The sequence below is a fragment of the Duganella sp. HH101 genome (assembly GCF_001758795.1).
Classification (GTDB): Bacteria; Pseudomonadota; Gammaproteobacteria; order Burkholderiales; family Burkholderiaceae_D; genus Rugamonas; species Rugamonas rivuli.
On record NZ_LRON01000005.1, the window covers coordinates 239,458 to 265,248 of the forward strand.

Here is a 25,791-nt window from a genome sequence, read left to right on the forward strand (position 1 = left end):
ATCTTGATTCCGGCAATCGACATTACAATAGACGCATGAACCAAGACCTGTCCGCAACCGAGGCCGCGCGCATCCTCGGTGTCAGCCTCGCCACTTTGTACTCCTATGTCAGTCGCGGCCTGTTGACGCCCGGCGTTGCGCAGGCCGGGCGGCGCAAGCGTTATCCGCGCGATGAAGTGCTGCGGCTGGCCGCGCGCAAGGCCGACGGCAAACGCGGCGGCCATCAGGTCGCCGCCGCGATGAACTGGGGCACGCCGGTACTGGAGACGCGCATCTCGCGCATCGCCGGTGGCCGCCTCCACTATCGCGGCCACGACGTGCTGACACTGGCCGCCAGCGCCACGCTGGAGCAGGCGGCGTGTTTGCTGTGGGACGATGCCGGCACCGACTACTTCGCCGCCGACACCGCTGCGGCCACGCTGGCCGCCAACGCCACCAACGCCGACCCGTGGCGCGCCTCCGCCGTCGCCGGCAGCGCGCAGCCCCTGTCGCCGCTGGAAGCCGCCATGTGTGCGCTGCCCCTGCATGCGCGAACGTTGCCCCCGCAACCGGACGACGCCCACGGTCGCTTCATCACCGGCGCGGGCTTGATGCGCCTGCTGGCCTCAGTGCTGCTGAAGCGCGCCCCTTCCTTCCAGCCACTGCACCTGCAAATCGCCCAAGCCTGGCAGGCCGACGCAGCGCAGGCCGAATGGATACGCGCCGCACTGGTCCTGCTGGCCGACCACGAATTAAACGCATCCACCTTCACCGTGCGCTGTGTCGCCTCCACCGGCGCCAGCCTGGCTGCCGCGTTGAGCGCCGGCCTGGCCGCCTTGTCCGGCGCGCAGCACGGCGGCGGCAGCACACTCGTGCTCACCATGCTGGAAACTGCTCTGACGTCCGACAACCCGGAACGCAGCATTGCCACGTACTTCTCGGGCCGCGACCCCAGCCTGGCCGGCTACTCGCACCCACTCTACCCGCAAGGCGACCCGCGCGCCGCCTATCTGCTGCACGCGATGTCGCCCTGGCCGCAAGCCCGCGCCGTGCTGGTGGCCGGCGAACAGGCCGCCGCCCACCTGGGCATGCGACCGAATGCCGACCTCGCGCTGGCCGCCATGAGCATCGTCTGCGACTGGCCGCCGGCCGCCGGGGAAATCCTGTTCGCACTGGCGCGCTCGGCCGGCTGGATCGCCCACGCCGCCGAACAGATCGCCGACGGCGGCCTGATACGCCCGCGTGCGCGCTACATCGGCAATTATCCGGCGGCATAAAAACAGCCCGTCATAGGCGGTTGTAGCAAGCCCGCCTCACTTGTTTCCTAAACAATACTAAACATGATGCGAACTTTGAAAGTTTGTAGAGCCGCCATGGCTTCTTCTGTATAAATCTTTCTGGTTGGAATGCAGTCCCCAACGACATGCCGTCGGCATTTGGCCCGTTTAGGAAAATTTCAAACAACCAGCCGATGGGAACGCTGCTTCCGCCACATAAAAAATACAGCCCGTCGTCGGGCACACGACCTGGAGACCATACATGACAATCAAACCACCTCTCGCTTCACGGCAGCGCCGCTGGCAAGCAACGCCCATCGCCACGGCCCTGGGCCTCGGACTGATGGCCCTGACCAGCGCCCACGCGCAAGTCGCGCCGGCCGAGCAGCCTGCCGCCAAACCAGCCGAGAAGAAAACCGACCCCAACCAAGTGGAGTCGGTGGTTGTTACCGGCTACCGCTACGCGATCGAGAAAAGCCTCGACCAGAAGCGCAACGCCAACGCCATCGTCGACGTCGTCACCGCTGAAGACATCGGCAAGTTCCCCGACAAGAACGTGGCCGACGCGCTGCAGCGCGTGCCAGGCGTGATCATCGACCGCAGCGGCGGCGAGGGCAAGAACGTCAGCGTCCGCGGCCTGTCGTCGGAACTGACCCTGACCCAGTTGAACGGCAACTACATCGCCACCGCCGAGTCCAACGGCGACCCGACCCGTTCGTTCAACTACATGCTGATGCCGGCGAACATGCTGTCCAGCGCCGAGCTGTTCAAGTCGCCCGAAGCGCGCATCGACGAAGGCGGCATCGGCGGCACCGTGATCCTGCACACGCGCCGGCCGCTGGAAGTCAAATCCGGCAGCGGCTTCGTCGCCGCCGAAGGCACCTGGGCCGACACCAGTAAGAAAACCGACGGCCAGTTCTCCGGCCAATATGCATGGCATGACGAAGGCAACCGTTTCGGCGTGCTGGTCGGCTACACCCAGCAGAAACGCACCACGCGCACCATGGGCGCCAGCACCGAGAACTGGCAATGGTACGGCGACAACTACAAAACCCATCCAGCGACCGATGTCAACGGCAAGCCGTCCGACATGAACAGCTACTGGTGGGGCCAGTCCGGCTTCTACGACCAGGCCGGCAAGTACTACACCAACTTCATGATGCCGACCTCGGTCAACTTCGACGTCAAGACCGAGGACCGCGAGCGCAAGGGCGGCCAGCTGACCATGCAATTGAAGCCAGTGCGCAACCTGACGCTGACCGGTAACTACTTCCGCTTCGACCTGTCGCAGAACTCGCAGACCAACACGCTGAAGATCCCGGAATGGAACCTGGCGCGCTATGACGGCGACGGCAACTGGCCGGGTGGCCGCATGCTCGACGGCCTGACCTTCGACCCTAGCGGCACCATCGTCACCGGCGCGAACTACAGCGCGCATGCCGGCAAGACCTATTACTGCAGCGGCACCCAGGCTGCGGCGGGCGGCATCAAGAATACCGGCGGCTTTGGCCCCGATGATTGCACCATTCCTACGCCGCAGATCACCGGCAGCTACAACCGCGAGAAGGCGCTGTCGCAAACCGCCGACATCGAAGCCGAATGGCATGGCGAATCGCTGGACGCCACCTTCAAGGGCGGCCGTACCTGGGCCGGCGGCGGTCCTGAGCTGCAATTCGGCATGCCGATCAAGCCGCGCCTGCAAAACGCCGACGGCAGCTGGACGCTGGGTAACTACGCCAGCGCCTGGAGCACCAACGGCACGCCGACCATGACGTTCTCGCCGCAACTGATGGCCAATCTGCAAAAAGGTATCGGCGAGATCGACCTTGGCTCGACCTCGTCGTCGTGGACCCGCAACAGCACGCAGCAGAAGTACGCCCAGGCCGATTTCACCTGGCACAACGACGGCAAGTGGCTGGACTCGCTGCAATTCGGCGGCAAGTACCGCGACGGCGGCACCAGCCGCAGCACCGGCAACAACTACTGGGTGTGCAAGGGCGCCAACCCGGCAGACTACGACAAGCGTTATCAAGCCGGTTGCGATTCCACCGCCAACAAGTTCCAGCCGCAGTTCCTGTACAGCGAATCGCTGGGCAACCTGGCAGGCGGCATCAGCGCCAGCGCATTCCCGGCGATTAACTACCCAGCCTACATCGCCTACCTGAACCAGACCTACGGCGCGATGCAGACGCGTAACGAAGACAACTTCGTCTACAACGTCAACGAGAAGATTTCGTCGACCTACCTGCAGGCCAACATCAAGACCGACCGTCTGCGTGGTAACGTCGGCCTGCGCGTGGTCCGCACCAAGCAGCATGCCGACTCGACCGACCGTGTCGACAACTACAACGACTACTTCTTCAACGGCCCCAACGGCGCACCTGCGCCTTGCCTGGCGGGCGGCGCGCCTGCGGCCGGCGCGCCTGCCGGCTCCGGTTGCACCAGCGGCTTCACCAGGCTGCCGGACAGTACCGCGCGCACCTCGTCGTTCGTGGTCAGCTCGCTCGACCGCAGCTACAACGACATACTGCCTAGCCTGAACCTGGCCTACGATCTGCGTCCGGACCTGCTGCTGCGCGTGGCGGCATCGAAGGTGGTATCGCGTCCAAGCTACAGCGACATCGCTGCGCCGGGCGGCCTGCAGTACTACAGCCAGGAATACGTCAACGACCGCCGTCTGATCGGTGGCGGCGACAAGCAGGGCTGGTTCGGCGAAGGCAGCAACAAGCAGCTGGAACCGTACAAGGCCACCCAGCTCGACGTCGGCCTGGAGTGGTACTTCCAGCGCGGCTCGGTGCTTGGCGTGGACCTGTTCCGCAAGAACGTCAGCAACTTCGCAGTGCCGGTGGTGCGTGACGTGACCATGGACGTCGGCGGCAAGAGCGTGGTCGTGCAGAACTACTCGACTTCCGCCGGCGGCCGTAACGGCGTCTCGCAGGGTGTCGAAATGTATGCACAGCACACGCTGGCGTCCGGCCTCGGCTTCCAGGTCAACTACACGTACAACAAGACCAACCAGGCGGCCATCACCCTGGGCGACGGTACGGAGATCGGCAAGTCGCAGCTGGTCGGCAGCGCGAAGAACCAGGCGAACATCACCGTGTTCTACGAAACCGACAAGTATCTGGCGCGTGCTTCGTACAACCGTCGCGGCGAAGTGGTGGGTGGCCTGGTCAACGGCTTGAACGTGTACCAGGATCCGTACAGCCAGGTCGACATCAACGTGGCGTACAACATCACCAAGGAGTTGAGCCTGACCGCTTCGGTGTTGAACCTGACCCAGGAAGAGAGCAGCTCGCATCTGGGCAGCGATACCAAGAACCGCTTCTACTCCAATGGTTACACCGGCCGCATCGCCTACTTTGGCCTGAACTACAAGTTCTGATTTTCGTCCCCCCTCTCGCGCCCGCCGGCGTGAGGGGTCTTCCCTTCCGGCCGTTGCCTGCTCTGGCGACGGCCGGTTTTTTCGCTTGAAGAACGGAGCGCGAGACATGACAAATAACAGGATCAAGCGCGTGGTCGTCGTCGGCGGCGGCAGCGCCGGCTGGATGGCGGCTGCGGCACTGGCTACTTATCTCGGCAAGCAAACTTCGGTGCGCTTGATCGAGTCCGAGGAAATCGGCATCGTCGGCGTGGGGGAGGCCAGCGTTCCGCACATCCGCATGTTCAACGGACAGATGCTGGGCATCGATGAAACCGAGTTCGTCAAGCGCACGCAGGGTACGATCAAGCTCGGCATCCAGTTCCAGGACTGGTCGCGCATCGGCGACAGCTACATCCACGGCTTCGGCGTGATCGGCCGCTCATTGGGGCCGCTGCCGTTCCACCAGTTCTGGCTCAAGCTGTTCCAGTCCGGACGGGCGGCGCAGATCGGCGAGTACTCGTTGCAGACGGTGATGGCGCCGCAGGGCAAGTTCGTGCCCGGCGACCGCAACTCGCCGCCGAATTCGCCATTGGCCGACATCGCCTACGCCTATCATTTCGACGCCGGCCTGTACGCGCGCTTCCTGCGCGAGCTGTCGGAACAGCGCGGCGTGCAGCGCATCGAAGGCAAGATCGTCGGCGTGAACCAGCGTGCCGACGATGGCTTTGTCGAATCGGTGACGATGGAGAATGGCCAGGTGGTCGACGGCGAGCTGTTCATCGATTGCTCGGGCTTCCGTGGGCTGCTGATCGAGCAGGCGCTGAAGACCGGCTACGAGGACTGGTCGCACTGGCTGCCGTGCGACCGCGCGATGGCGGTGCCGAGCGAGCGCATCGATCCGATCACGCCGTACACGCGCGCGACTGCGCGCGCGGCGGGCTGGCAGTGGCGCATCCCGCTGCAGCACCGCACCGGCAACGGCTATGTGTATTCGAGCCAATACATCGGCGACGACGAGGCCGCCGCGACGCTGCTGGCCAATCTCGACGGCAAGCCGCTGGCCGATCCGCGTCCGCTGCGCTTCACGCCCGGCATGCGCAAGAAGTGCTGGAACAAGAACGTGGTGGCGCTGGGCTTGGCGAGTGGATTTCTGGAGCCGCTGGAATCGACCAGCATCTACATGGTCCAGTCGGGCATCACCAGGCTGCTGGGCCTGTTCCCCGGCAGCGATTTCAATCCCTTGCTGGCCGAGCGCTTCAACCGCGAATCCGCGTTCGAATACGAGCGGGTACGGGATTTCCTGATCCTGCACTACCACGCGACCGAGCGCAACGACACGCCGTTCTGGGACTACTGCCGCACGATGTCGGTCCCGGACAGCTTGAAGGAGGCGATGGACCTGTTCCGCAGCGACGGGCGCTACTTCCGCAACGGCGAGGATTTCTTCGCGCTGCCGAGTTGGGTCCAGGTGATGCTGGGCCAGCGCATCATGCCGCAAAGCTACCACCCGATTGTCGACGACATGCCCGAGGACAAGCTGGTGCAATACGTCGAAGACATGCGCGCCACGCTGGCCCACGCCGTCGCCGCGATGCCCACGCACGGGCAATGGATAGACCGTTACTGGAAGGCATCCGCGCTTTAGTGGGGGACGTTGCAGAGAGAAGGGTGTTAAGATATTGCCAACACCCTTCCCATCTTGCCTGCTCGTGGAAATCCTTTGAAATTTTTATTGTCAGTGCTCACGATCATTGTCTCCGCCAACGTGAGCGCAGGTGCTTGGCAGCCTACGTCCGGACATGCGCAATTGCCGCTTTGGCCTGGCGCTATCCCCAACCCGCAACCCGCCGCCGGACCTGAAGACGAAACTACGCTGCGCGAAGATGCGCCCGTCGCGGGCAAGCCGTGGCTGCAGGTATCGAACGTCACGCATCCTACGATGACCGTCTACTCGCCCAAGGGAAGGAACACCGGTGCTGCCGTGGTCGTCTTCCCTGGCGGCGGCTATCGGGTGCTGGCCATCGATCTTGAAGGCACGGAAGTGTGCGACTGGCTCACCGATATAGGCGTGACGTGCGTGCTCTTGAAGTATCGCGTTCCTGGCTCGGGACCGCATTGGGATCCGGTGCGCAACCAGCGCGTCATGCCGAAAGTGCATACGGCGTTGCAGGATGCGCAGAGAGCGGTGAGTCTTCTTCGCTATCACGCGGCCGATTGGAAAATCGATCCGAACAAGATAGGCGTTCTTGGCTTTTCGGCCGGCGGCCATCTGGTCGCGGCAATCAGCACGGCCAGCAAGCATATCTACCGGCCTGTGGATGAGGCCGACCATGCAAGCAGCCGGCCTGATTTTGCGGTGGCGCTTTACCCCGGGCATATGTCGGTGAACTATCAGGACGACCTTTCCAGGATCAATCCTCGCATCGTCGTCACCAAGCAGGCACCACCGACCTTGCTGATTCATGCGCAAGACGACCCGGTGGATCCGGTCGAGTTTTCCCTGCTGTATTACGCGGCGCTGAGGAAGGCGAATGTGCCGGTCGAGATGCATTTGTTCGCTGCCGGTAAGCATGCGTTCGGACTTCGTCCAACTGCGCTCCCGATCACGAAGTGGCCGCAGCTGGTCGAGACGTGGCTGACGACGATAGGCGTCGTGGTAGGCCACCAAGAAGAACCTCCTTCGAAAGGCGGCCAGTGAGGAATGTCCTGGCAGTCATCGCGCTCTTGTTGTCGGTGGCCCGCGTCATGTGCCGAACGCCGAGCACTACCTGATCATCGGTCCTTACGGCCACTTCGGCGCGCAGCGCGGCGGCGAAAAGCTGATCAATGGTATGGAAGTGCCGGACGCTGCGCTGATCGATACCAAGGCCATCACGTATCAATGGCTGGACTACATCCTGAAAGGCGGGGCCAAGCCCGGCGTGTTGAAGGACAAGATCAACTACCAGGTCATGGGGACCGGGCAGTGGCGCAGCGCGCCTACACTGGCGGCGATGAGCAATGAAACGCTCAAGCTGTACCTGAGCAATGCGCCGCTCGCCGGCAAGCAATGCGCCGCTCGCCGGCAAGCATGGCGCGCACCTGCTGAGCGCGACCCAGCCGGCCAAGCCGACCATGCTCAAGCAGGTGGTCGATTTTCAGGACCGCAAGCAGTTCAACAACGACTACTACCCGGGTTCGATCGTGACCGACGAGATCGACACGAGCAACGGCTACATTTTTATCGGCGAGCCGTTCGCGGAGGAGGTGTTGTACAACGGCGCCTTTGGCGGCGAGATCGTCGCGCGCATCAACAAGCGCGACTTCGACCTGGGCGTGACGGTGTACGAGCTGAGGCCGGAAGGGAAGTACTTCCACCTTTCCTACACCATCCATCGCGCCAGCTATGCGCAGGCCCCAAGCCGCCGCATGCTGCTCACGCCTGGCAAGCTCGAGCGCATCCCGCTGGGCATGACCAAGCTGGTCAGCAAACGTCTGAGCAAGGGAAGCCGGCTGGTGGTCTACCTGAACGTGAACAAAAACCCGTTCTCGCAATTGAACTACGGCACAGGCAAGGATGTGAGCGATGAAACGATCGCCGATGCGAAGGAGAAGCTGAAGGTGGAGTGGTCGAACCGCAGCTATATCACGGCGCCGATCCTGCGCTTGGTGCCGCCATGAAGACTGCCAAGTTGCGCCCGCTTGCGCGGCGGGCGCGTACTGTTCGGCGGCTCGCCCGGCCTGGCCGAGCCGCTGAACCAGCTTAGAGGGCGAAGAGACTGATCACCGGTTTGCCGCCAACGCCGGTCACGGCGAAGATGCTGCCCCCGGTCTTGACCAGGGATTGGGGCGCGCCGGCGAAGACCTGGTCTTTGACCACCGCGAAGCTGGCGTTGTACAGCGTCACCTTGGCGTTGCCCGTGCCGGTGCTTGCGATCGTCACGAGCGAGCCGTCGTCGAGCCACTGGGCATCGACAAAGTTCGTGCCGAGCGACTTGACCATTTTTAAATCGCTGGTGCTGAAGATGTAGCCGCTGCCGATAACGATGCGACCGCCCCCGGTCGAAACGCGTATGGGGCCGTTGATGGAATAGTCGCCATGATACGGCGACTCACCATTGCCAACGATCTTGCCGGTGGCCTGATCGATCGTTTCGTACATCACGTCATTGGGACTCGTATCGTCACGGAAGAAGTAGACCCGCGATTGCGTAGGGTTCCATGCGTAGGAGCGCGAGAAGTAATTCCACTCCTTGCTGTCGATGAGTTTCGCGGCGCTATCGAAAGTGTAGTGGGTCGCCCAAGCGCCGCTGTCGTCTTGCGCTAGCAAGTAGTTGCCCACCGAGGCCAGTCCGCGAACCCGGGTCGCAACCGCGACGAAGGGGGTTTCACGCGGGTCGCCCGCGAGGCTGATGTAGGTGATCAGGCCAGACTTATAGCCAAAGTAGATGCGGTTATGCCCGGTCGACAGGGCAACGACGTCCGGCGTCATGGTCGCCTGATTCACCTTCTGGCCGATCACCAGCGGCGCCAGATACGCGCCAGCCGTCTTCGACCAGCGATACAGGCGTCCATTTTCGCGGCTGAGCAGGTAGATGGTGCCGGCGCTGTCCGAGAAAATCTGGTCGGGTACGTAGGCCGGCGTCGCCAGTGCGGCATTGCAATTCACGCCATCGCCCTGGTCCAGCGCGTGACAGTTGGCGTCGTTCGGATAGAAGTCCTTGGTCAACCCGGTCGGGCTGTCGGCGGCGGTGTAGCTTCCCAGGAAGGCATCGGGGTAGCCATCGTTGTCCGAATCGACCGCGGCTGTTTTGTCGAGCGGGAATTTATCTGCGAGGTTGGTGACGCCGTCGCCATCGGTATCGTTGGACGGGACGTAATTGACGATCTCGATCTGGGTGGCCTTTTTCACGACCAGGTAATTGACGCTTCCAGCGATCGACACGCCCAATACTTCGCCGTTCACAAGCAGTTCTTCCATCTTGGTCCGGTTCGCGCTATAGCGCGTCAGCCGCGTCTTGTCCCCGGAAGGCGAGAAGGTGAGCAGTTCATCGTTGGCGATCCAGGCTGCATCGGTCGGGGTGGCGCCGATGTTGCCTTGCCAGGTCAGGCCCGGCGCGGCGTAAATGTCTCCGCTCCCCAGCAAGATCTTGGTGCCCGCTGCGTTCGAGCGAATAGGGCCGGTAATGGTATAGGAGCCGTGGTAAGGCGACTCTCCGGACGAGGTGATTTTTCCGGTGGCCTGGTCGATCACTTCGAACATCAGGTCGTTGGGACTACTGTTGTCGCGGAAGAAGTACAGCGTCGATGTCGCCTGGTTCCAGTCGTAGTACCGTGAGTAGTAGTTCCAGTCCTTGCTTTCCACCTTGGCCCCCTGCTTGTCGAACAAGTGATGGGATTCCCAGGCGCCGGTATCGTCCTGCGCCATCAGGTATTTTCCGACGGCGACAAGTCCATTGATCCTGCTGGGGACGCTGGCAAAGATGGTCGCGCTTTCCTGCAGCGATTCGGAATAGCTGTGAATCTTCCCATCCGTGTCTCCCACATACACCCGTGCGTGATCGGCAGAGTAGGCATAGGTCGTGGGGGTATAACCGGTGATGTTCACGCGGCCGAGGAAGTGCTTCGTATTCAGGTCATACGTATAGAGGCGCAATGCGTCGTCTTCGGAATTGAAAACGATTTTCCCATTTGCGTTGCCGACGATCTTGAGGCGCGAACTGGCCAGCGTTTTCAGATAGCAGACTCCGTTGCTAGCGTCAGACGCCGCTGCGCACAGCGGGTCGTTCGGGGCGGCATCGACGCTGTCGGCCACGCCGTCCTGGTCGGTGTCGATGATCACGACCGGAGGCGGCGGCGGCGGTGTATTGGTGCCGCCGCCGCAGCCCGCGATGGTAACGGCGAGCACTGCGATGGTCAGGTTGCGAATGGAAAAAAGTAGCATGATGGGCGGCTTTGTGGTTGTCTCGCGGGGGCGCAACGCAAATCGGCTTGGCTGTCTGGCAAAGTAATTCGCAGGTAGTCTTGACCCCTTCAGGGATGCGCAGTATGCGCTTCCAGGGTATTGTTGTCAAGAAAATACTATTTATAAATCTGCAAGCTACAGAAGATGGGGAGGGGATATGATTTCTGTACAGACGTAAAAAAGGGTTTCGCGCCGAAGCGGGAAACCCTTTTCTGTACTGCTAAAATTCGTGGTAGGCCGTGCGGGATTCGAACCTGCGACCAACGGATTAAAAGTCCGCTGCTCTACCAGCTGAGCTAACGACCCCCGAAAGAGGCCGTATTATATACAGCCTGCCGCAGACTGCAAAGGGTTTTGTGAAAACAATTTATCCCCTTCCTATTTCATCCCCAGCGCCGCCGTCACCTTCAGCACCTCGTCGGCGGTGGTCACGCCTTCCTGTACTTTCATCGCGCCGGCGATGCGCAGCGGCTTCATGCCGTCGGCCACGCTCTGGCGGCGCAGCGCCTGGATGTCCGTTTCCTCGCGCACCATGTCGCTGAAGCCTTCCGTCACCGTCAGCAGCTCGTAGATGCCGGTGCGGCCGCGATAGCCGGTCTGCCTGCATTCGGGGCAGCCCACTGCGCGATACACGACGGCCGGCTTGGGCAAGTCCCACGCGCCGCCTATGCTGTGCCAGATGTCGTCGGTCAGTTCGCCGTCGTCCTTCTTGCATTCGGTGCACAGCGTGCGCACCAGGCGCTGCGCCATGATGCCGATCAGCGTCGCCTCCAGCAGGTAATAGGGCACGCCCAGTTCCAGCAGCCGCATCACGGCCGACGGCGCGTCGTTGGTGTGCAGCGTGGACAGCACCAGGTGGCCGGTCAGCGCCGCCTGGATCGCCATCTCGGCGGTGGCCAGGTCGCGGATCTCGCCGACCATGATGATGTCCGGATCCTGCCGCATCAGCGCGCGCACGCCGTCGGCGAACGACAGCTCGATGCCCGGTTGCACCTGCATCTGGTTGAAGGCCGGCTCCACCATCTCGATCGGGTCTTCCACCGTGCAGACGTTGACCTCCGACGTCGCCAGCGCCTTGAGCGTGGTGTACAGCGTGGTGGTCTTGCCCGAGCCGGTCGGCCCTGTCACCAGGATGATGCCGTGCGGGCGCGCGGTCAGCTCGTCCCAGCGCTGCGCGTCGTCGGCCGGGAAGCCCAGTTCCGGCAAGGTCTTCACCACCACGTCGGGATCGAAGATGCGCATCACCAGCTTTTCGCCGAAGGCGGTCGGCAGCGTCGACAGGCGCAGTTCGATCTCCTGGCCGCCGGCGGTGCGGGTCTTGATGCGGCCGTCCTGCGGGCGGCGCTTCTCGATCACGTCCATGCGGCCCAGCAGCTTGATGCGCGCGGTCATCGCGATCATCACCACCGCCGGCACCTGGTACACCTGGTGCAGCACGCCGTCGATGCGGAAGCGGATCGCCGCCATGTCGCGCTTGGGTTCCAGGTGGATGTCCGAGGCGCGCTGTTCGAAGGCGTATTGCCACAGCCAGTCGACGATGTTGATCACGTGCTGGTCGTTGGCGTCGACCTGCTTGTTGGTCTTGCCCATCTCGACCAGCTGCTCGAAGTTGTTGCGCAGCGCGAGGTCGTTGGTGTTGTTCTTGTTGGCCTTCTTGATCGACTTGGCCAGGCTGAAGAACTGCGTGATGTACTGCGCGATGTCGAGCGGGTTGGCGATCACGCGGCGTATCGTGCGGCGCGAGATCTTGGCGATCTCCGCTTCCCATTCGACCGCGTAGGGATCGGCGGTGGCCACCACCAGCGTGTCGCCGTTGAGCTCCAGCGGCAGGATGTTGAAGCGCGCCGCGTAGCTGGCCGACATCACGTCGGCCACGCGGGTGAAGTCTATCTTCAGCGGATCGATGCGGGTGAAGGCCAGGCCGGTGCGCGCCGCCAGCCATTCGCACAGCGCGTCCAGCGTCAGCAGCTTGTGCGGCGGCAGCGCCGACAGCAGCTTGCCATGCGCCACCGCGCATAGCGGGTGCATGGGGCCGACCGCGTTCTTCAGGATGCCCTGGCTGTGCGCGTACAGGTCCTTGACTTCGGCCTTGCGTATCATGCCGTCGGCCAGCAGCCAGGTGTAGATCTGCTGCAGATCGAGCGGCGCCGGTTTGGCGGGCGGTGTGACGGCAGTTGCGGAGGTTGCGGACATCATGCCACTTTCAAAAGTCGGCAGCGGAACGGCCCGCTGCCGCATTCCCTCTGATTACTTCGCTTACTTCGTTGCTATGCCCTTGACCCAGGTCTTGGCCGGCAGCTTGGTGTCGGCGGTGATCTGCGCCGCGCGCTCGGCCAGCGCGGCGAGGTCGATGGCGCGCTGGCGCTTGAAGGCGATCGCCACCACGTTACCATCATGTACCTGCGGCAGGCAAATGACTTGCTCGAAGGCGAACTTGATGGCCTTGATGTTGCGCGCGTAGCTGGGGTGGTCGCCGAACAGGTTGACCGTCATGATGCCGTCGTCAGTCAGGCAGGCGTTGCAGGACTGGTAGAACTCGGCGCTGTCGAGCACCGGGCCGCGCGCGGTGGCGTCGTACAGGTCCACTTGCAGCACGTCCAGCGTGCCGGCGTTGGCTTCGTCGTTGACGTAGTCGAGCGCATCCATCTCCACCACGTTCAGGCGGTCGTCGTTGTCCGGCAGCTTGAACATCGAGGCGCAGATCGCGATCACCGACGGATTCAGCTCGACCGCCGTGACGGCGGCTTCAGGGAAAGTGACGTAGCAGTATTTGGTCAGCGTGGCCGTGCCCAGGCCCAGCTGGGCGATGCGGGCGGGCTGTTGTTGCCACAGCATCCAGGCCATCATCTGTTGCGCGTATTCCAGCTCCGGCCAGTTGGGCTTGCGGATGCGCATCGCGCCCTGCACCCATTCCGTGCCAAAGTGCAGATAGCGCACGCCATCCTGTTCCGACAGCGTCACCGGCGCATATTTGGGCTTGCGCACGGGAGCGGGCTTGGCGGCCGGGCGGGAGGATTCGACTTGTTCGATGGATTTTCGTTTGATCAGCATGGGGGGCGGCAGCGACAGGAGGTGAACCGGCATTATCCCGCGATGCCTTGCAGCAAAGCAAGCCTGAAAACGACACTGCCGGTCACGGGACCGGCAGTGCTGGGGGAGTGGCGGGGGATTAACGCTGCATCGGCTCGACGACCACGCGCAGGCGCACGCGCTCGCCCGGATCGTAGGACATCACGCTGGTGTAGTTGCGGCCGCGATAGTCGTAGGTGACTTCATAGCCGGAGGTGCGCGATTCCCAGTGGTCGACGGTGCGGCACTGTTTGACTTGCTGTTCCTGCACGCCGCCGCTGGACGGGGTGTTGGCGTTGTCGATGCGGTCGCCTGCAACGGCGCCGGCGATGGCGCCAGCCGCGGTGGCGACCGAGCGGCCGGTGCCGCCGCCGACCTGATTACCGGCCAGACCGCCGATCAGGCCGCCGATGATGGCGCCGCCGACGCCGCGCGATGGCGCAGGCTGCTGCACCTGGACGTATTCAGTGCGGCATTCCTGGCGCGGACGGTTGATTTGTTCGACCTGCGGGGTGACGCGAACCACACGGCCGAAATCTTCAAAATCGGCAGCTTGGGCAGCGAAGGGCAGGGAGCCTACGCACAGTACGGATGCGATCAGTTTGGCTTGCAAGTTCATTTGGTACCTCGTGTCAGTTTGGATGTCTTATCAGGGATTCTGATATTGCATGGTTCTATGGTAATCCTGCAACCGTCCCGCAACTAGTGCTAAACAGGTATCTATGGCAACAAATTGTAACAGGGGTCACGAAAGCGCGTCGCACGGCCATAAGGGGGAAATGTGCTCATTTAGCCCCTAAAACCCGCTCAAAATGTTCTGTTTTTAACAAATATTGCGTGAGCCATCACATTCGTGTTGATCTGGGAGGAACAACACGTTACCCTAATATGCGTATGGGATTCGAGAAACACATTGAATCAGCCACGGCGAACGCAGACCAGTTTGCCGTGTTAAGTGGACAGGTGCTCAAATTATTTACTCTTTAATTCACAAAATAGGCACTCCCGACAGTAAAGTGGACACACCGTACATTCCAGGTCAGATTGAGGGAAACACGAGTTTGTTAATGACCGTGCCGCCCAACCTCGTGCAATCGATCCGCGCCTTCCGCGTGGTCGAGCTGCAGGAAGAAGCGGCCCGCCTCGGACATCACTTCCTGTACGCGCACTGCATCGCCGGCGCGACCAAGCAGCAAGTCCTGGGCATCATTGCCGAATCGTTCCAGTTCCCCAAGGGTATAGGCAAGAATTTCGATGGTTTGCGGACGACTTTGACCGAAACCATGGCTGGCGCCGGCACGCAGCAAGGCTTCCTGGTGGTGCTGGAACAGTTGCCTAATACCCAAAAATTTGACAAGGAAGCACGGGAAACCCTGCTGGACGTGTTCCGCGACGCCGCCGATTACTGGGCCGACAAGAAAGTCCCGTTCCGGGTGTTTTACTCCTTCGAGTAAGCCGGAATCCCCTCCCGCGCCAGCGTCGGAGCGGGTCTTCCACGCCCCGAGGCGTCCTGCTGCATTGCAACAAATCTTGTTCAGTTGTAGTCCCGGCTGCATGAACAAGGTACAATGTCGGCCTATGAAAAACATCGTCATCCTGATTTCCGGTCGCGGCAGCAACATGGAAGCGGTCGTCCGCGCGGCGCAAGCCGAGCGCTGGCCCGCCCGTATTGCCGCCGTCATCAGCAACCGCGCCGACGCCTCCGGGCTGGTTTTCGCTGCTGAGCATGGAATCCCGACGGCTATTGTTGCCAACAAAGACTACGCCAGCCGCGCCGAATTCGACGCCGCCCTGCAAACCGTGATCGACGGCTTCCAGCCCGATCTGGTGGTGCTGGCAGGTTTCATGCGGATTTTGACGGAGCAGTTTGTCGCGCACTACGCCGGCCGCATGCTCAACATCCATCCATCGCTGCTGCCGCTGTTCCCCGGCCTGGCGACCCACGCGCAGGCGCTGGCCGCCGGCGTGGCCGAGCATGGGGCGACGGTGCATTTCGTGACGGCCGAACTCGATCACGGGCCGATGGTGGCGCAAGCCGCCGTGCCCGTGTTGCCCGACGATACGGTTGAAACCCTGTCCGCCCGCGTACTGCAGCAGGAGCATGTGATTTATCCGCGGGCGATACGCTGGTTTGTCGAAGACAGGTTGACGATAGCGCAGGGCGCGGTCCACGTGGACCATACAAAGTAAAACTAACCAAGGAATTCCATGAGATTGCCACCAGCGATACTCGCCAACGCCGAAGAAGTGTTGCGCGAGATTTTGCGCTTTGCCGCGCCGGCCGACACCACCCTGTCGCGCTATTTCAAAGACCACCACCGCCTGGGCGGCCGCGAACGCGGCGCCATCGCCGAGTGCGTCTACAACGTGCTGCGCAATAAATCGTTTTATACCGATTTCTCCGAAGCGGGCGGCGGCGCCACCATGCGTCGCCTGACGCTGCTGGGCATGGCGGACGCGGTCGGCGTCGAATCGCTGGGCGGCCTGACCGAGGATGAAGTGGCGTGGGTCGAGCGCATCCTGCAGATCGACCGCAAGGTGATGCACAAGTCCAGCCGTTCGAACATGCCGAAGTGGCTGTTCGACAAGCTGGTCGAACAGATGGGCGAAGAGGAAACGCTGGCGCTCGCCGACGGCATGAACTCGCCTGCGCCGCTGGACCTGCGCGTCAACGCCATGAAGGCGACCCGCGACGACGTGGCCGCCAAGCTGCTGGAAGCGCCGATCCGCAGCACGCCGACGCCGTTCGCGCCGCTGGGCCTGCGCGTGCTGCAAAAGCCCGCGCTGCAAAACCTGCCGCTGTTCAAGGACGGCCATATCGAGGTGCAGGACGAGGGCAGCCAGATCCTGTCGGCCATCGTCGGCGCCAAGCGCGGCGAGATGGTGGTGGACTTCTGCGCCGGCGCCGGCGGCAAGACGCTGGCACTGGGCGCGACCATGCGCAACACCGGCCGCCTGTATGCCTTCGACGTGTCCGAGAAGCGCCTGGCCAAGCTGAAGCCGCGTCTGGCGCGCAGCGGTCTGTCCAATGTGCATCCGGTGCAGATCGCGCACGAGCGCGACGCCAAGATCAAGCGCCTGGCCGGCAAGATCGACCGCGTGCTGGTCGATGCGCCATGCTCGGGCCTGGGTACCCTGCGCCGCAATCCCGACGTCAAATGGCGCCAGCAGCCTAGCGCCATCGGCGAACTGCAAGTCAAGCAGGCCGCCATCCTGGCCGGCGCCGCGCGTCTGTTGAAGGGCGGCGGCCGCCTGGTCTACGCCACCTGCAGCTTCCTGGACGACGAGAACGAATTCATCGCCAAGCAATTCCTCGATACCCATCCGGACTTCGAGCTGGTGCCGATGAACAAGGTGCTGGCCGAGCAGCGCATCGAGCTGGAGATGGGCGACTATCTGAAGCTGCTGCCGCACAAGCACCAGACCGACGGCTTCTTCGCCGCCGTGTTCGAGCGCAAGCCTATGGCCAAGAAGGTTATCGTCAAGGACGAGGACGAAGCGGTCGAGGAATAATCTTCCTCGGTACGCAGCGCAAAGGCCGGGCAGGTGTGTACACCGCCCGGCCTTTTTTACGTTAATCTACGCATCTCAGTCATTCCGCGCTTCCACACGATGAACCAACAACCCTTGCTCAACCTGATCGACGACCTCACCGGCGACTTGAACGACCCCAGCCTGCTGTGGCAGGTCGGCGCCATCATCGTTTCCGTGCTGCTGGGCTTTGGGCTGACGCGGTTGCTGAAGAAGCGTTTCGGCCGCCAGGACGATACGCATGGCGGCATGCTGCGCTTCGGCGTCGAGAGCTTCGGGCGCGTGATGGCGCCGCTGGCGGTGGTCGGCCTGCTGGCGCTGGCGCGCGTGGTGCTGGCCAAGTACCACTTCCACGTCAACATGCTCAGGCTGGCGTTGCCGATCTTCGGTTCGCTGGCGGTGATACGCTTTACCTTCTACCTGTTGCGCCGCGTGTTTGCGCGTCACGGCCATGTCAGCGCCACCATGCTGGCGTTCGAGAAAGTGTTCCAGCTGCTGGTGTGGCTGGCGTTCGTGCTGTATATCACCGGCGTGTGGGTCGATGTGTTCGACTACCTGGACGGCACCATCCTGCCTATCGGTAAATACAAGGTGTCGATCGCCGACATCCTGCAGGCGACCGTGTCGGTGGTGGTGTTGCTGATGCTGGCGCTGTGGGCCGGCGCCGCGCTGGAAGAGCAGCTGATGAAGGTGCAGGGCATGCACTCCAACCTGCGGGTGGTGGTGGCGCGCACCGCGCGCGCCGTGCTGATCCTGGTGGCGGTGCTGATGAGCTTGTCGCTGGTGGGCATCGACCTCACCGTGCTGTCGGTGTTCGGCGGCGCGCTGGGCGTCGGCCTGGGCCTGGGTTTGCAGAAGATCGCCAGCAACTACGTGTCCGGCTTCGTGATCCTGCTCGACCGCAGCCTGACCATCGGCGACATGATCACCGTCGACAAATACAGCGGCCGCGTCACGCAGATCAACACGCGCTACACCGTGCTGCAGGGCCTGGATGGCGTCGAGTCCATCGTGCCGAACGAGATGCTGGTGTCGGGCGCGGTGCAGAATTCCTCGCTGTCGAGCAGCATGCTGTGGATCTCGACCAAGGTCTCCGTGGCCTACGACACCGATGTCGATACCGTGCTCAAGCTGCTGGAAGATGCGGCGCTGACAGTGGACCGCGTGCTGAAGGAAGACAAGCTGCCGTCGGCGCAGCTGTTGAGCTTTGGCGCGGACGGGCTGGATCTGCAACTGGGATTCTGGATCAACGATCCGCAGAACGGCCGCGGCGGCGTGATCTCGGACGTCAACCGCGCGGTGTGGCGCGCGCTGAAGGAGAACAATATCTCCGTGCCATTCCCGCAGCGGGAAATGCGCATCCTTGGCCCCGTGCCCGAGCAATTATCAGCTCCGGAAAGCACGACCGTGCCGAAGAATTCATCGGTGACTACGGGAAATCCTTCCGCTAATCACGGTTAAATCAGCGTACAATGACGAGCAAAAGTAAGACTGACGGACTTCCTGCGCCTGCTAAAAACGCAATCTTGACGGAACGACCGCACAGCGAGACATGCCCACTTTGGAGTAGTAATGATTTTTAGTTTATATGATGTACTGGATTTTTTGTCTAACGGCGTCACCCGACTCACCGCATGGCAAGTGTTCTTCTATACGCTGATCGTAACCCACATCACCATCGCCAGCGTCACCATCTACCTGCACCGCCACCAGGCGCACCGTGCGCTGGAGCTGCACGCGATTCCTAGCCATTTCTTCCGTTTCTGGCTGTGGCTGACCACCGGCCAAGTGACCAAGGAATGGGCTGCGATCCACCGCAAGCACCACGCCAAGTGCGACACCGAGGAAGATCCGCACAGCCCTGTCACCCGCGGCATCAAGAAAGTGTTCTGGGAAGGCGCCGAGCTGTATCGCGCTGAATCGAAGAACCTGGAAACCATGGAAAAGTATGGCCATGGCACGCCGACCGACTGGATCGAGCGCAACCTGTACACCCGCTTCAGCTGGCAGGGCGTGGCTGCGCTGTTGGTGATTAACTTCGTGTTGTTCGGTGTGATCGGCATCAGCGTGTGGGCAGTGCAGATGATGTGGATCCCGGTGACGGCGGCCGGCATCATCAACGGCATCGGCCACTACTGGGGCTACCGCAACTACGATTGCGCCGACGCGGCCACCAACATCATCCCGTTCGGCATCCTGATCGGCGGTGAAGAGCTGCACAACAACCACCACACCTTCGCCACCTCGGCCAAGCTGTCGTCGAAATGGTATGAGTTCGACATCGGCTGGGGCTACATCCGCGCGCTGGAAATGATGGGCCTGGCCAAGGTGAAGAAACGCGCACCGGAGCCGAAGTTCGCCAAGGGCAAAGTGGAAGCCGACTTCGACACGCTGCAATCGGTCATCGCCAACCGTTACGACGTGATGGCCAAGTACGCCAAATCGGTCAAGCACGCCTGGAAGGAAGAGCTGGAACACCTGAAAGACAAGGCCCAGCTGGAAGCGCGCTTCCTGAAATCGTCGCGCAAGCTGTTGCAGCGCGAGCCGGGCAAGCTGGAAGCGCCGCAGCAGCAACAGCTGGTGGAACTGTTCCAGCACAGCAAAGCGCTGGAAACCATGCACACCATGCGCGTGGAACTGGGCGTGATCTGGGAGCGTTCGCACTTCACCCGCGACCAGTTGCTGCACAAGCTGCAAGACTGGTGCAACCGCGCGGAAGCGTCGGGCATCAAGTCGCTGCAAGACTTCTCGTTCCGCCTGCGCAGCTACGCATAAGAAAGTATTGATACAATAAAACGGCTCCGAATTCGGAGCCGTTTTTCATTTCAGGGAGCATCATGCAATTGCGAGCTTTTTTGACCGCCCTGGCGCTGGCGTTGCCGATGTGCGCCGCCCATGCCGGCGACTGGACCGTGCGTTTCGATGGCGCCGGTCCGCTGAAGATAGGCATGCGTTTCGACACCGTCAACAAAGTGCTGGGCGACCACATGGAGCGCACGCCGAAAGCCTTGCGCGGCACGCCCAACTGCTTCCAGCTGGAGCCTGCACGCCAGCCCGGTTTGCTGCTGATGTTTGTCGGCGATGTCCTGAAGCGGGTGGATGTGATGGAAGAGGGCATCCAGTCCGAGCGCGGCATCGGCCTGGGCGATCCGGTGGAAAAGATCCGCCAGGTCTACGGCGAAGCGGTGACGTCCGCGCCGCAGGCCTACGACGACAGCGAGCAGACCCTGACCGTCAAGGCAGGCGGCGGCCAGTACGCGATCCGCTTCGACACCAGCAAAGGCAAAGTTGGCGCGATCTACGCCGGCGCCTGGAAGGAAGTGCAGTACATCGAAGGCTGCCTGTAAAACAAAAAAGCCGCTGAGCTGATGCTGAGCGGCTTTTTTACGAGAAGCGAAGATCGAATTACTTGATCTTGGTTTCTTTGAACATGACGTGCTTGCGTGCTTTAGGATCGAACTTCATGATCTCCATTTTAGCAGGCGTGGTGCGCTTGTTCTTGGTGGTGGTGTAGAAGAAACCCGTACCTGCGGTCGATTCCAGTTTGATTTTGTCGCGGCCAGTTTTTGCCATGGTAGCTCCCTAATTAGACTTTTTCGCCACGGGCGCGCATGTCGGCCAGTACGGCATCGATGCCGACTTTGTCGATTACGCGCAGACCAGCGTTGGACAGACGCAGGGAGACCCAGCGGTTTTCAGATTCAACAAAAATACGACGGTTCTGCAGGTTAGGCAGGAAACGACGTTTGGTTTTGTTGTTTGCGTGGGAAACATTGTTGCCGACCATCGGCTTCTTCCCAGTAACTTGGCAAACACGTGCCATAACGCACTCCTTAAAAGACATTCCACAATTGGAAAAACAAGAGTATATCCAAAAAACTCAGCTTTTTCAATGACTTGTGAAAAACAATTGTGTCTCGCATATCTTAAAATATTTAACAATTGTGGATTCGCTCGTAAACCCTTGAGCGCATAGGGGTAAACTCATAGCTGGCCGTGCTCGGCAAACGAGTGCACCTGGTGGCCGGCGACCACAAAATGGTCGAGGATGCGGATATCGACCAGCGCCATGGCCTGCACCAGCGCCCGCGTCAGCAGCAGGTCCGATTCGCTGGGATCGGGCGTGCCGGACGGGTGGTTGTGGGCCAGCATGATGCTGGCCGCGTTGCAGGCCAGCGCCGCCTTGACCACCTCCCTCGGGTAGACGCTGGTGTGCGTCAAAGTGCCGCGAAACATTTCACGGGCGTCGATCAGGCGGTTCTTCACGTCGAGGAACAGCACGTGGAAGGATTCGAAGTCCTTGCCGCTGAAGGTGATGCGCAGGTATTCCTTGACCGCGCGCGGCGAGTTCAGCGCCTGGCCGGCCTTGATTTCCTCCAGAATCGCGCGCCGCGCCAGCTCCATCACCGCCTGCAGCTGCGAGAACTTGGCCGGGCCCAGCCCGCGCAGCGAGGAAAACGCCTCCAGGCTGGCCCCGAACATGGCTTGCAGCGAACCGAAATGGTGCAATATCTGCTGCCTCAGTTGCACCGCATCCTTGCCGGGGATGCCGGTGCGCAGGAAAACCGCCAGCAATTCCGCGTCCGACAGCGCCGCCGCGCCCTCGCGTATCAGCCGCTCGCGCGGGCGCCGTTCCGGCGGCCATTCCTTGATTGCCATCGATATCCTCCGCAAATCAGCACAGACGACGGGCGCGAGCGGCAAGGTGGCTTACAATAGAGCCTTTGCCAGCTTACCGAATCTCACGTCATGTCTAACGCGCAACCTGCTGTCGTCACCAAATCGGCCTACTTAACACTGCATTATCGTCTTGCCTCGTTGGACGGTACTGATATCGTTACAACCTTCGGCGGAAATCCCGCCACGCTGATGCTGGGCCAGGGCCAGCTGGCGCCGGTGCTGGAAGAGCTGCTGGTCGGCATGCCTGAAGGCACGCACAAGACCTTCGAGCTGGAGCCGGGCGTCGGCTTCGGCCCGCGCAACCCGGAACTGGTGCGCGAAGTCACCCGCGCCACGCTGGACGAGAACTCGGTGCCGGGCGCCGACTATAAAGTAGGCGACCTGGTCGACTTCGCCGCGCCGGGTGGCGGCCGCTTCGCCGGCATCCTGCGCGAGCTGGGCGAGGAAACCTGTCTGTTCGACTTCAACCACCCGCTGGCCGGCCAGCCGCTGAAATTCGAAGTCCAACTGATCTCCGTGCTGTGAGGAACCCATGAGCGATAAAGAAATCCTGCTGGCCCAGCCGCGCGGCTTTTGCGCCGGCGTCGACCGCGCCATCGAAATCGTCGAGCGCGCGCTGACCCAGTTCGGCGCGCCTATCTATGTGCGCCACGAAATCGTCCACAACGCCTACGTGGTGGAAGACCTGCGCAACAAGGGCGCCATCTTCATCGAAGACCTGGACGACGTCCCGGCCGGCAACACCCTGGTGTTCTCGGCGCACGGCGTGTCCAAGGCGGTGCGGGCGGAAGCGGAATCGCGCGGCCTCAGCATCTTCGACGCCACCTGCCCGCTCGTCACCAAGGTGCACGTGGAAGTGGCCAAGATGCGCAAGCAGGGCTGCGAGATCATCATGATCGGCCACGACGGCCATCCTGAAGTCGAGGGCACGATGGGCCAGACCGAAGAGGGCATGTACCTGGTCGAAACCGTCGCCGACGTCGACAAGCTGAACGTCACCAAACCCGACCAGCTGGCGTATGTCTCCCAGACAACGTTGTCGGTTGACGACACCGCCGACATCATCGAGGCGCTGAAACGCAAATATCCGGCCATCATCGAGCCGAAAAAGGGCGACATCTGCTACGCCACCACCAACCGCCAGGAAGCCGTGAAATTCATGGCGCCGCAGGTGGAAGTGGTGATCGTGGTCGGCAGCCCGAACAGCTCCAATTCCAACCGCCTGCGCGAAGTGGCGGAGAAGAAGGGCACGCCGGCCTATATGGTCGACAACGCCACGCAGATCGATCCGCTCTGGCTCGAAGGCAAGGTGCGCGTGGGCGTCACGGCCGGCGCGTCGGCGCCGGAAGTTTTGGTGCACGCCGTCATCGACCGCCTGAAGCAACTGGGCGCGCGCAGCGTGCGCATCCTGGATGGCGTGCAGGAAGCGGTGACTTTCCCGCTGCCCAAGGGCCTGGATGGACAGAAAGCTGCACCGGCCGAGGGCGTGGTTTAACAACTTTCGGGATGGAACGGAATTATATTTCGCATATTGCCGTTATTCCGCAGTTAGTTTTTCCAAAATCTCGCTATCATTGCCTCGCTCTTAAAAAGTTGTCGTTTCGGCTTATAAATGGGGGAACGGCGGAGAGGGCGCTCGCAGGGGATGATACCGGTTCAGGCATGAAATTTGCATCATGAACGCGTAGTCAACGGCGGCACTACGGAGACCTCTCCGGGTGCCGTTTTTGTTACATGAGCCGGATGTGCAGGCATAACATAAAAGTAAAGGCGCTCTTCATGGATACTTTTATCCAACAAATTATTAACGGACTTGTGCTCGGGAGCATGTACGCACTGGTCGCGCTGGGCTACACCATGGTGTACGGTGTGCTGAACCTGATCAACTTCGCCCACGGCGATGTGCTGATGATCGGTGCGATGACCGGCCTGACCATCCTCAACCTTCTCAATCAGTATGCGCCGGACCTGCCCGGCTACGTCAAACTGGCGATCGCCATCGGCGGCGCCATTCCGGTATGCATGATCGTCAACATCATCATCGAGCGCGTCGCCTACCGCCGCCTGCGCAACGCGCCGCGCCTGGCGCCGCTGATCACCGCGATCGGCGTGTCGACCCTGCTCAACACCTTTGCAATGATGATCTGGGGCCGTAACCCGCTGTCCTTCCCGCAACTGTTGCCATCCGACCCGGTCGCCATCGGCGGCGCGCTGATTTCGCCGACCCAGATCCTGTTGCTGGCGCTGGCCCTGATCTCGATGGCCGGCCTGGTGGTGCTGGTGGAAAAAACCAAGATGGGCCGCGCGATGCGCGCCACCGCCGAGAATCCCCGCGTCGCCGGGCTGATGGGCGTCGATTCCAACAAGGTCATCGTCGCCACGTTCGCGCTGGGGGCGGCGCTGGCCGCCGTGGCCGGCGTGATGTGGGGCGCCAACTATGCGTCGGTGCAGTTCACGATGGGCTTCCTGCCGGGCCTGAAAGCCTTCTGCGCCGCGGTGCTGGGCGGCATCGGCAACATCTACGGCGCCATGCTGGGCGGCATCGTGCTCGGCATCATCGAGAGCCTGGGCGCCGGCTACATCGGCGACCTGACCGGCGGCTTCCTCGGCAGCCACTATCAGGACATCTTTGCCTTTGTCGTGCTGATCATCGTGCTGACGGTGCGTCCGTCCGGCATCATGGGCGAGCGCGTCGCGGACCGTGCCTAAGCGGAGGAACTGATATGGCCATTCTGAATTTCGACACTACCCGCAACCCGCGCAAGGCCTACAGCAGCATGGCTGTGGTGCTGATCGGCTTGCTGATCTTCCCGTTCGTCGCCTCGCAGTTCGGCAACTCCTGGGTCCGCATCATCGACATGGCGCTGCTGTACATCATGCTGGCGCTGGGCTTGAACATCGTGGTCGGCTTCGCCGGCTTGCTGGACCTGGGCTACATCGCGTTCTACGCGGTGGGCGCCTATATGACCGGCCTGTTGGCCTCGCCGCAATTCGCGGCGCTGCTGGAGTCGATGATCAACGAATACCCGGTCATCGGCAACTCGCTGGTGGCGATCCTGGGACCGGACATCCAGCAGAACGGCATCCACCTGTCGGTGTGGCTGATCGTGCCGCTGGCGGCCGCGCTGGCCGGCCTGTTCGGCGCCATCCTGGGCGCGCCGACGCTGAAACTGCGCGGCGACTACCTGGCCATCGTGACGCTGGGCTTCGGCGAGATCATCCGCATCTTCATGAACAACCTGAACGAGCCGATCAACTTCACCAACGGCCCGCAGGGCATCAACCTGATCGACCCGATACGGGTGTTCGGCGTCAACCTGGCGGGCGAGGCGGGGTCGCGCGCGAACGTGGTGATCGGCGGTTTCTCGATGCCGTCGGTGAACGCGTATTACTTCCTGTTCCTGTTCCTGTGCGTGGCGGTGGTGTTCGTCACCTCGCGCCTGCAGCATTCGCGCCTGGGCCGCGCCTGGGTCGCCATCCGTGAAGACGAGATCGCCGCCAAGGCGATGGGCATCAATACCCGCAACGTCAAGCTGCTGGCCTTCTCGATGGGCGCCTCGTTCGGCGGCATCGCCGGCGCGATGTTCGCCTCGTTCCAGGGCTTCGTCTCGCCGGAATCGTTCTCGCTGACCGAATCGATCGCCGTGCTGGCGATGGTGGTGTTGGGCGGCATCGGCCATATCCCGGGCGTCATCATGGGCGGCGCGCTGCTGGCGGCCTTGCCGGAAGTGCTGCGCCACGTGGTCGAGCCATTGCAGCAGAAGCTGTTCGGCCACGTGCTGATCGAGGCCGAAGTGCTGCGCCAGCTGCTGTACGGCCTGGCGATGGTGCTGATCATGCTGAACCGCCCGGCCGGCCTGTGGCCCGCGCCCAAGCATGAAGACCGTCCCGACGGCGACTCCGACACCAAAGATCAATCGTCCGGCACTGTGGCGGCCTGAGGGATA

The 25,791-nt window shown here is 62.1% G+C and carries 22 protein-coding genes and 1 tRNA gene; 15 read left to right on the top strand and 8 right to left on the bottom strand.

From position 1 onward, the window contains the following. The first annotated feature begins 35 nt into the window (after positions 1-35). The 5 genes from DUGA2_RS10615 to DUGA2_RS10635 all read left to right on the top strand — a co-directional run bounded on the left by DUGA2_RS10615 (position 36) and on the right by DUGA2_RS10635 (position 8,280). Positions 36-1,256 (top strand): citrate synthase, encoded by a 1,221-nt coding sequence (locus DUGA2_RS10615; RefSeq protein WP_070269263.1) that lies wholly within the window; start codon positions 36-38, stop codon positions 1,254-1,256. Between the two features lie 262 nt (positions 1,257-1,518). Then, entirely contained in the window at positions 1,519-4,641 is a 3,123-nt protein-coding gene (locus DUGA2_RS10620) for a TonB-dependent receptor (RefSeq protein ID WP_070269264.1), read from the top strand. Positions 4,642-4,747: 106 nt separating this feature from the next. Beyond that, a complete protein-coding gene (locus DUGA2_RS10625) occupies positions 4,748-6,265 on the top strand; it encodes a tryptophan halogenase family protein (RefSeq protein WP_070269265.1) in 1,518 nt (505 codons plus the stop codon). A 75-nt stretch (positions 6,266-6,340) separates the two neighbouring features. Next, the gene (locus DUGA2_RS10630; RefSeq protein ID WP_070269266.1) at positions 6,341-7,318 is read left to right on the top strand and encodes an alpha/beta hydrolase; all 978 of its coding nucleotides are present in this window, start codon (positions 6,341-6,343) and stop codon (positions 7,316-7,318) included. A gap of 329 nt (positions 7,319-7,647) precedes the next feature. Further along, the gene (locus DUGA2_RS10635) at positions 7,648-8,280 is read left to right on the top strand and encodes a CocE/NonD family hydrolase C-terminal non-catalytic domain-containing protein (RefSeq protein WP_070269267.1); all 633 of its coding nucleotides are present in this window, start codon (positions 7,648-7,650) and stop codon (positions 8,278-8,280) included. An 82-nt stretch (positions 8,281-8,362) separates the two neighbouring features. Here the strand turns inward: DUGA2_RS10635 and DUGA2_RS10640 are convergent, their stop codons facing one another. From DUGA2_RS10640 to DUGA2_RS10660, 5 genes are all read right to left on the bottom strand, one after another. Further along, positions 8,363-10,543 carry a hypothetical protein gene (locus tag DUGA2_RS10640; RefSeq protein ID WP_070269268.1) on the bottom strand — a complete coding sequence of 727 codons (2,181 nt, stop codon included), beginning with the start codon at positions 10,541-10,543 and terminating at the stop codon, positions 8,363-8,365. 251 nt (positions 10,544-10,794) lie between these two features. Beyond that, positions 10,795-10,870: transfer RNA gene (locus tag DUGA2_RS10645), tRNA-Lys, on the bottom strand. 72 nt (positions 10,871-10,942) lie between these two features. Continuing rightward, positions 10,943-12,757, bottom strand: coding sequence for a GspE/PulE family protein (locus DUGA2_RS10650; RefSeq protein ID WP_070269376.1), 1,815 nt, complete (start codon positions 12,755-12,757; stop codon positions 10,943-10,945). Between the two features lie 63 nt (positions 12,758-12,820). Then, entirely contained in the window at positions 12,821-13,615 is a 795-nt protein-coding gene (locus DUGA2_RS10655; RefSeq protein ID WP_070269269.1) for a spermidine synthase, read from the bottom strand. A gap of 118 nt (positions 13,616-13,733) precedes the next feature. Then, on the bottom strand, positions 13,734-14,252 hold the full coding sequence (locus DUGA2_RS10660) for a glycine zipper 2TM domain-containing protein (protein ID WP_070269270.1): 519 nt from the start codon (positions 14,250-14,252) through the stop codon (positions 13,734-13,736). Between the two features lie 448 nt (positions 14,253-14,700). Here DUGA2_RS10660 and DUGA2_RS10665 point away from each other — a divergent pair, with 448 nt between their 5' ends. The 6 genes from DUGA2_RS10665 (at position 14,701) to DUGA2_RS10690 (ending at position 20,511) form a co-directional block, all read left to right on the top strand. Continuing rightward, entirely contained in the window at positions 14,701-15,087 is a 387-nt protein-coding gene (locus tag DUGA2_RS10665) for a barstar family protein (protein WP_020701514.1), read from the top strand. A gap of 124 nt (positions 15,088-15,211) precedes the next feature. Beyond that, complete coding sequence (gene purN, locus DUGA2_RS10670) at positions 15,212-15,823, top strand: phosphoribosylglycinamide formyltransferase (RefSeq protein WP_008451497.1); 612 nt, start codon at positions 15,212-15,214, stop codon at positions 15,821-15,823. An 18-nt stretch (positions 15,824-15,841) separates the two neighbouring features. Then, complete coding sequence (locus tag DUGA2_RS10675; protein WP_008451494.1) at positions 15,842-17,146, top strand: RsmB/NOP family class I SAM-dependent RNA methyltransferase; 1,305 nt, start codon at positions 15,842-15,844, stop codon at positions 17,144-17,146. Between the two features lie 99 nt (positions 17,147-17,245). Further along, the gene (locus DUGA2_RS10680; RefSeq protein ID WP_070269271.1) at positions 17,246-18,625 is read left to right on the top strand and encodes a mechanosensitive ion channel family protein; all 1,380 of its coding nucleotides are present in this window, start codon (positions 17,246-17,248) and stop codon (positions 18,623-18,625) included. Between the two features lie 111 nt (positions 18,626-18,736). Beyond that, positions 18,737-19,939 (top strand): fatty acid desaturase, encoded by a 1,203-nt coding sequence (locus tag DUGA2_RS10685; protein WP_070269272.1) that lies wholly within the window; start codon positions 18,737-18,739, stop codon positions 19,937-19,939. A 62-nt stretch (positions 19,940-20,001) separates the two neighbouring features. Then, positions 20,002-20,511, top strand: coding sequence for a hypothetical protein (locus DUGA2_RS10690; protein ID WP_070269273.1), 510 nt, complete (start codon positions 20,002-20,004; stop codon positions 20,509-20,511). Positions 20,512-20,569: 58 nt separating this feature from the next. Here the strand turns inward: DUGA2_RS10690 and rpmG are convergent, their stop codons facing one another. The 3 genes from rpmG to radC form a co-directional block, all read right to left on the bottom strand. After that, positions 20,570-20,737, bottom strand: coding sequence for a 50S ribosomal protein L33 (gene rpmG, locus DUGA2_RS10695; RefSeq protein ID WP_008451489.1), 168 nt, complete (start codon positions 20,735-20,737; stop codon positions 20,570-20,572). A 13-nt stretch (positions 20,738-20,750) separates the two neighbouring features. After that, entirely contained in the window at positions 20,751-20,987 is a 237-nt protein-coding gene (gene rpmB, locus DUGA2_RS10700) for a 50S ribosomal protein L28 (protein ID WP_008451488.1), read from the bottom strand. A gap of 161 nt (positions 20,988-21,148) precedes the next feature. After that, positions 21,149-21,823 (bottom strand): DNA repair protein RadC, encoded by a 675-nt coding sequence (gene radC, locus DUGA2_RS10705; RefSeq protein WP_070269274.1) that lies wholly within the window; start codon positions 21,821-21,823, stop codon positions 21,149-21,151. Between the two features lie 90 nt (positions 21,824-21,913). Here radC and DUGA2_RS10710 point away from each other — a divergent pair, with 90 nt between their 5' ends. From DUGA2_RS10710 to DUGA2_RS10725, 4 genes are all read left to right on the top strand, one after another. After that, positions 21,914-22,369, top strand: a complete 456-nt coding sequence (locus DUGA2_RS10710; protein WP_070269275.1) for a peptidylprolyl isomerase — start codon at positions 21,914-21,916, stop codon at positions 22,367-22,369. A 7-nt stretch (positions 22,370-22,376) separates the two neighbouring features. Next, positions 22,377-23,339 carry a 4-hydroxy-3-methylbut-2-enyl diphosphate reductase gene (ispH, locus tag DUGA2_RS10715; RefSeq protein WP_070269276.1) on the top strand — a complete coding sequence of 321 codons (963 nt, stop codon included), beginning with the start codon at positions 22,377-22,379 and terminating at the stop codon, positions 23,337-23,339. Positions 23,340-23,623: 284 nt separating this feature from the next. Further along, positions 23,624-24,553 carry a branched-chain amino acid ABC transporter permease gene (locus tag DUGA2_RS10720; RefSeq protein ID WP_008451484.1) on the top strand — a complete coding sequence of 310 codons (930 nt, stop codon included), beginning with the start codon at positions 23,624-23,626 and terminating at the stop codon, positions 24,551-24,553. Between the two features lie 14 nt (positions 24,554-24,567). Then, complete coding sequence (locus tag DUGA2_RS10725) at positions 24,568-25,785, top strand: ABC transporter ATP-binding protein (RefSeq protein WP_070269277.1); 1,218 nt, start codon at positions 24,568-24,570, stop codon at positions 25,783-25,785. Positions 25,786-25,791 lie beyond the last annotated feature (6 nt).

Excerpts from the sequence above, each read along its gene's own strand:
- DUGA2_RS10615 (WP_070269263.1), top strand. The coding sequence starts at position 36 with ATGAACCAAGACCTGTCCGCAACCGAGGCCGCGCGCATCCTCGGTGTC.
- DUGA2_RS10620 (WP_070269264.1), top strand. The coding sequence starts at position 1,519 with ATGACAATCAAACCACCTCTCGCTTCACGGCAGCGCCGCTGGCAAGCA.
- DUGA2_RS10625 (WP_070269265.1), top strand. The coding sequence starts at position 4,748 with ATGACAAATAACAGGATCAAGCGCGTGGTCGTCGTCGGCGGCGGCAGC.
- DUGA2_RS10635 (WP_070269267.1), top strand. The coding sequence starts at position 7,648 with ATGCGCCGCTCGCCGGCAAGCAATGCGCCGCTCGCCGGCAAGCATGGC.
- DUGA2_RS10640 (WP_070269268.1), bottom strand. The coding sequence starts at position 10,543 with ATGCTACTTTTTTCCATTCGCAACCTGACCATCGCAGTGCTCGCCGTT.
- DUGA2_RS10650 (WP_070269376.1), bottom strand. The coding sequence starts at position 12,757 with ATGTCCGCAACCTCCGCAACTGCCGTCACACCGCCCGCCAAACCGGCG.
- DUGA2_RS10655 (WP_070269269.1), bottom strand. The coding sequence starts at position 13,615 with ATGCTGATCAAACGAAAATCCATCGAACAAGTCGAATCCTCCCGCCCG.
- DUGA2_RS10660 (WP_070269270.1), bottom strand. The coding sequence starts at position 14,252 with ATGAACTTGCAAGCCAAACTGATCGCATCCGTACTGTGCGTAGGCTCC.
- DUGA2_RS10665 (WP_020701514.1), top strand. The coding sequence starts at position 14,701 with ATGACCGTGCCGCCCAACCTCGTGCAATCGATCCGCGCCTTCCGCGTG.
- purN (WP_008451497.1), top strand. The coding sequence starts at position 15,212 with ATGAAAAACATCGTCATCCTGATTTCCGGTCGCGGCAGCAACATGGAA.
- DUGA2_RS10675 (WP_008451494.1), top strand. The coding sequence starts at position 15,842 with ATGAGATTGCCACCAGCGATACTCGCCAACGCCGAAGAAGTGTTGCGC.
- DUGA2_RS10680 (WP_070269271.1), top strand. The coding sequence starts at position 17,246 with ATGAACCAACAACCCTTGCTCAACCTGATCGACGACCTCACCGGCGAC.
- DUGA2_RS10685 (WP_070269272.1), top strand. The coding sequence starts at position 18,737 with ATGATTTTTAGTTTATATGATGTACTGGATTTTTTGTCTAACGGCGTC.
- DUGA2_RS10690 (WP_070269273.1), top strand. The coding sequence starts at position 20,002 with ATGCAATTGCGAGCTTTTTTGACCGCCCTGGCGCTGGCGTTGCCGATG.
- rpmG (WP_008451489.1), bottom strand. The coding sequence starts at position 20,737 with ATGGCAAAAACTGGCCGCGACAAAATCAAACTGGAATCGACCGCAGGT.
- rpmB (WP_008451488.1), bottom strand. The coding sequence starts at position 20,987 with ATGGCACGTGTTTGCCAAGTTACTGGGAAGAAGCCGATGGTCGGCAAC.
- radC (WP_070269274.1), bottom strand. The coding sequence starts at position 21,823 with ATGGCAATCAAGGAATGGCCGCCGGAACGGCGCCCGCGCGAGCGGCTG.
- DUGA2_RS10710 (WP_070269275.1), top strand. The coding sequence starts at position 21,914 with ATGTCTAACGCGCAACCTGCTGTCGTCACCAAATCGGCCTACTTAACA.
- ispH (WP_070269276.1), top strand. The coding sequence starts at position 22,377 with ATGAGCGATAAAGAAATCCTGCTGGCCCAGCCGCGCGGCTTTTGCGCC.
- DUGA2_RS10720 (WP_008451484.1), top strand. The coding sequence starts at position 23,624 with ATGGATACTTTTATCCAACAAATTATTAACGGACTTGTGCTCGGGAGC.
- DUGA2_RS10725 (WP_070269277.1), top strand. The coding sequence starts at position 24,568 with ATGGCCATTCTGAATTTCGACACTACCCGCAACCCGCGCAAGGCCTAC.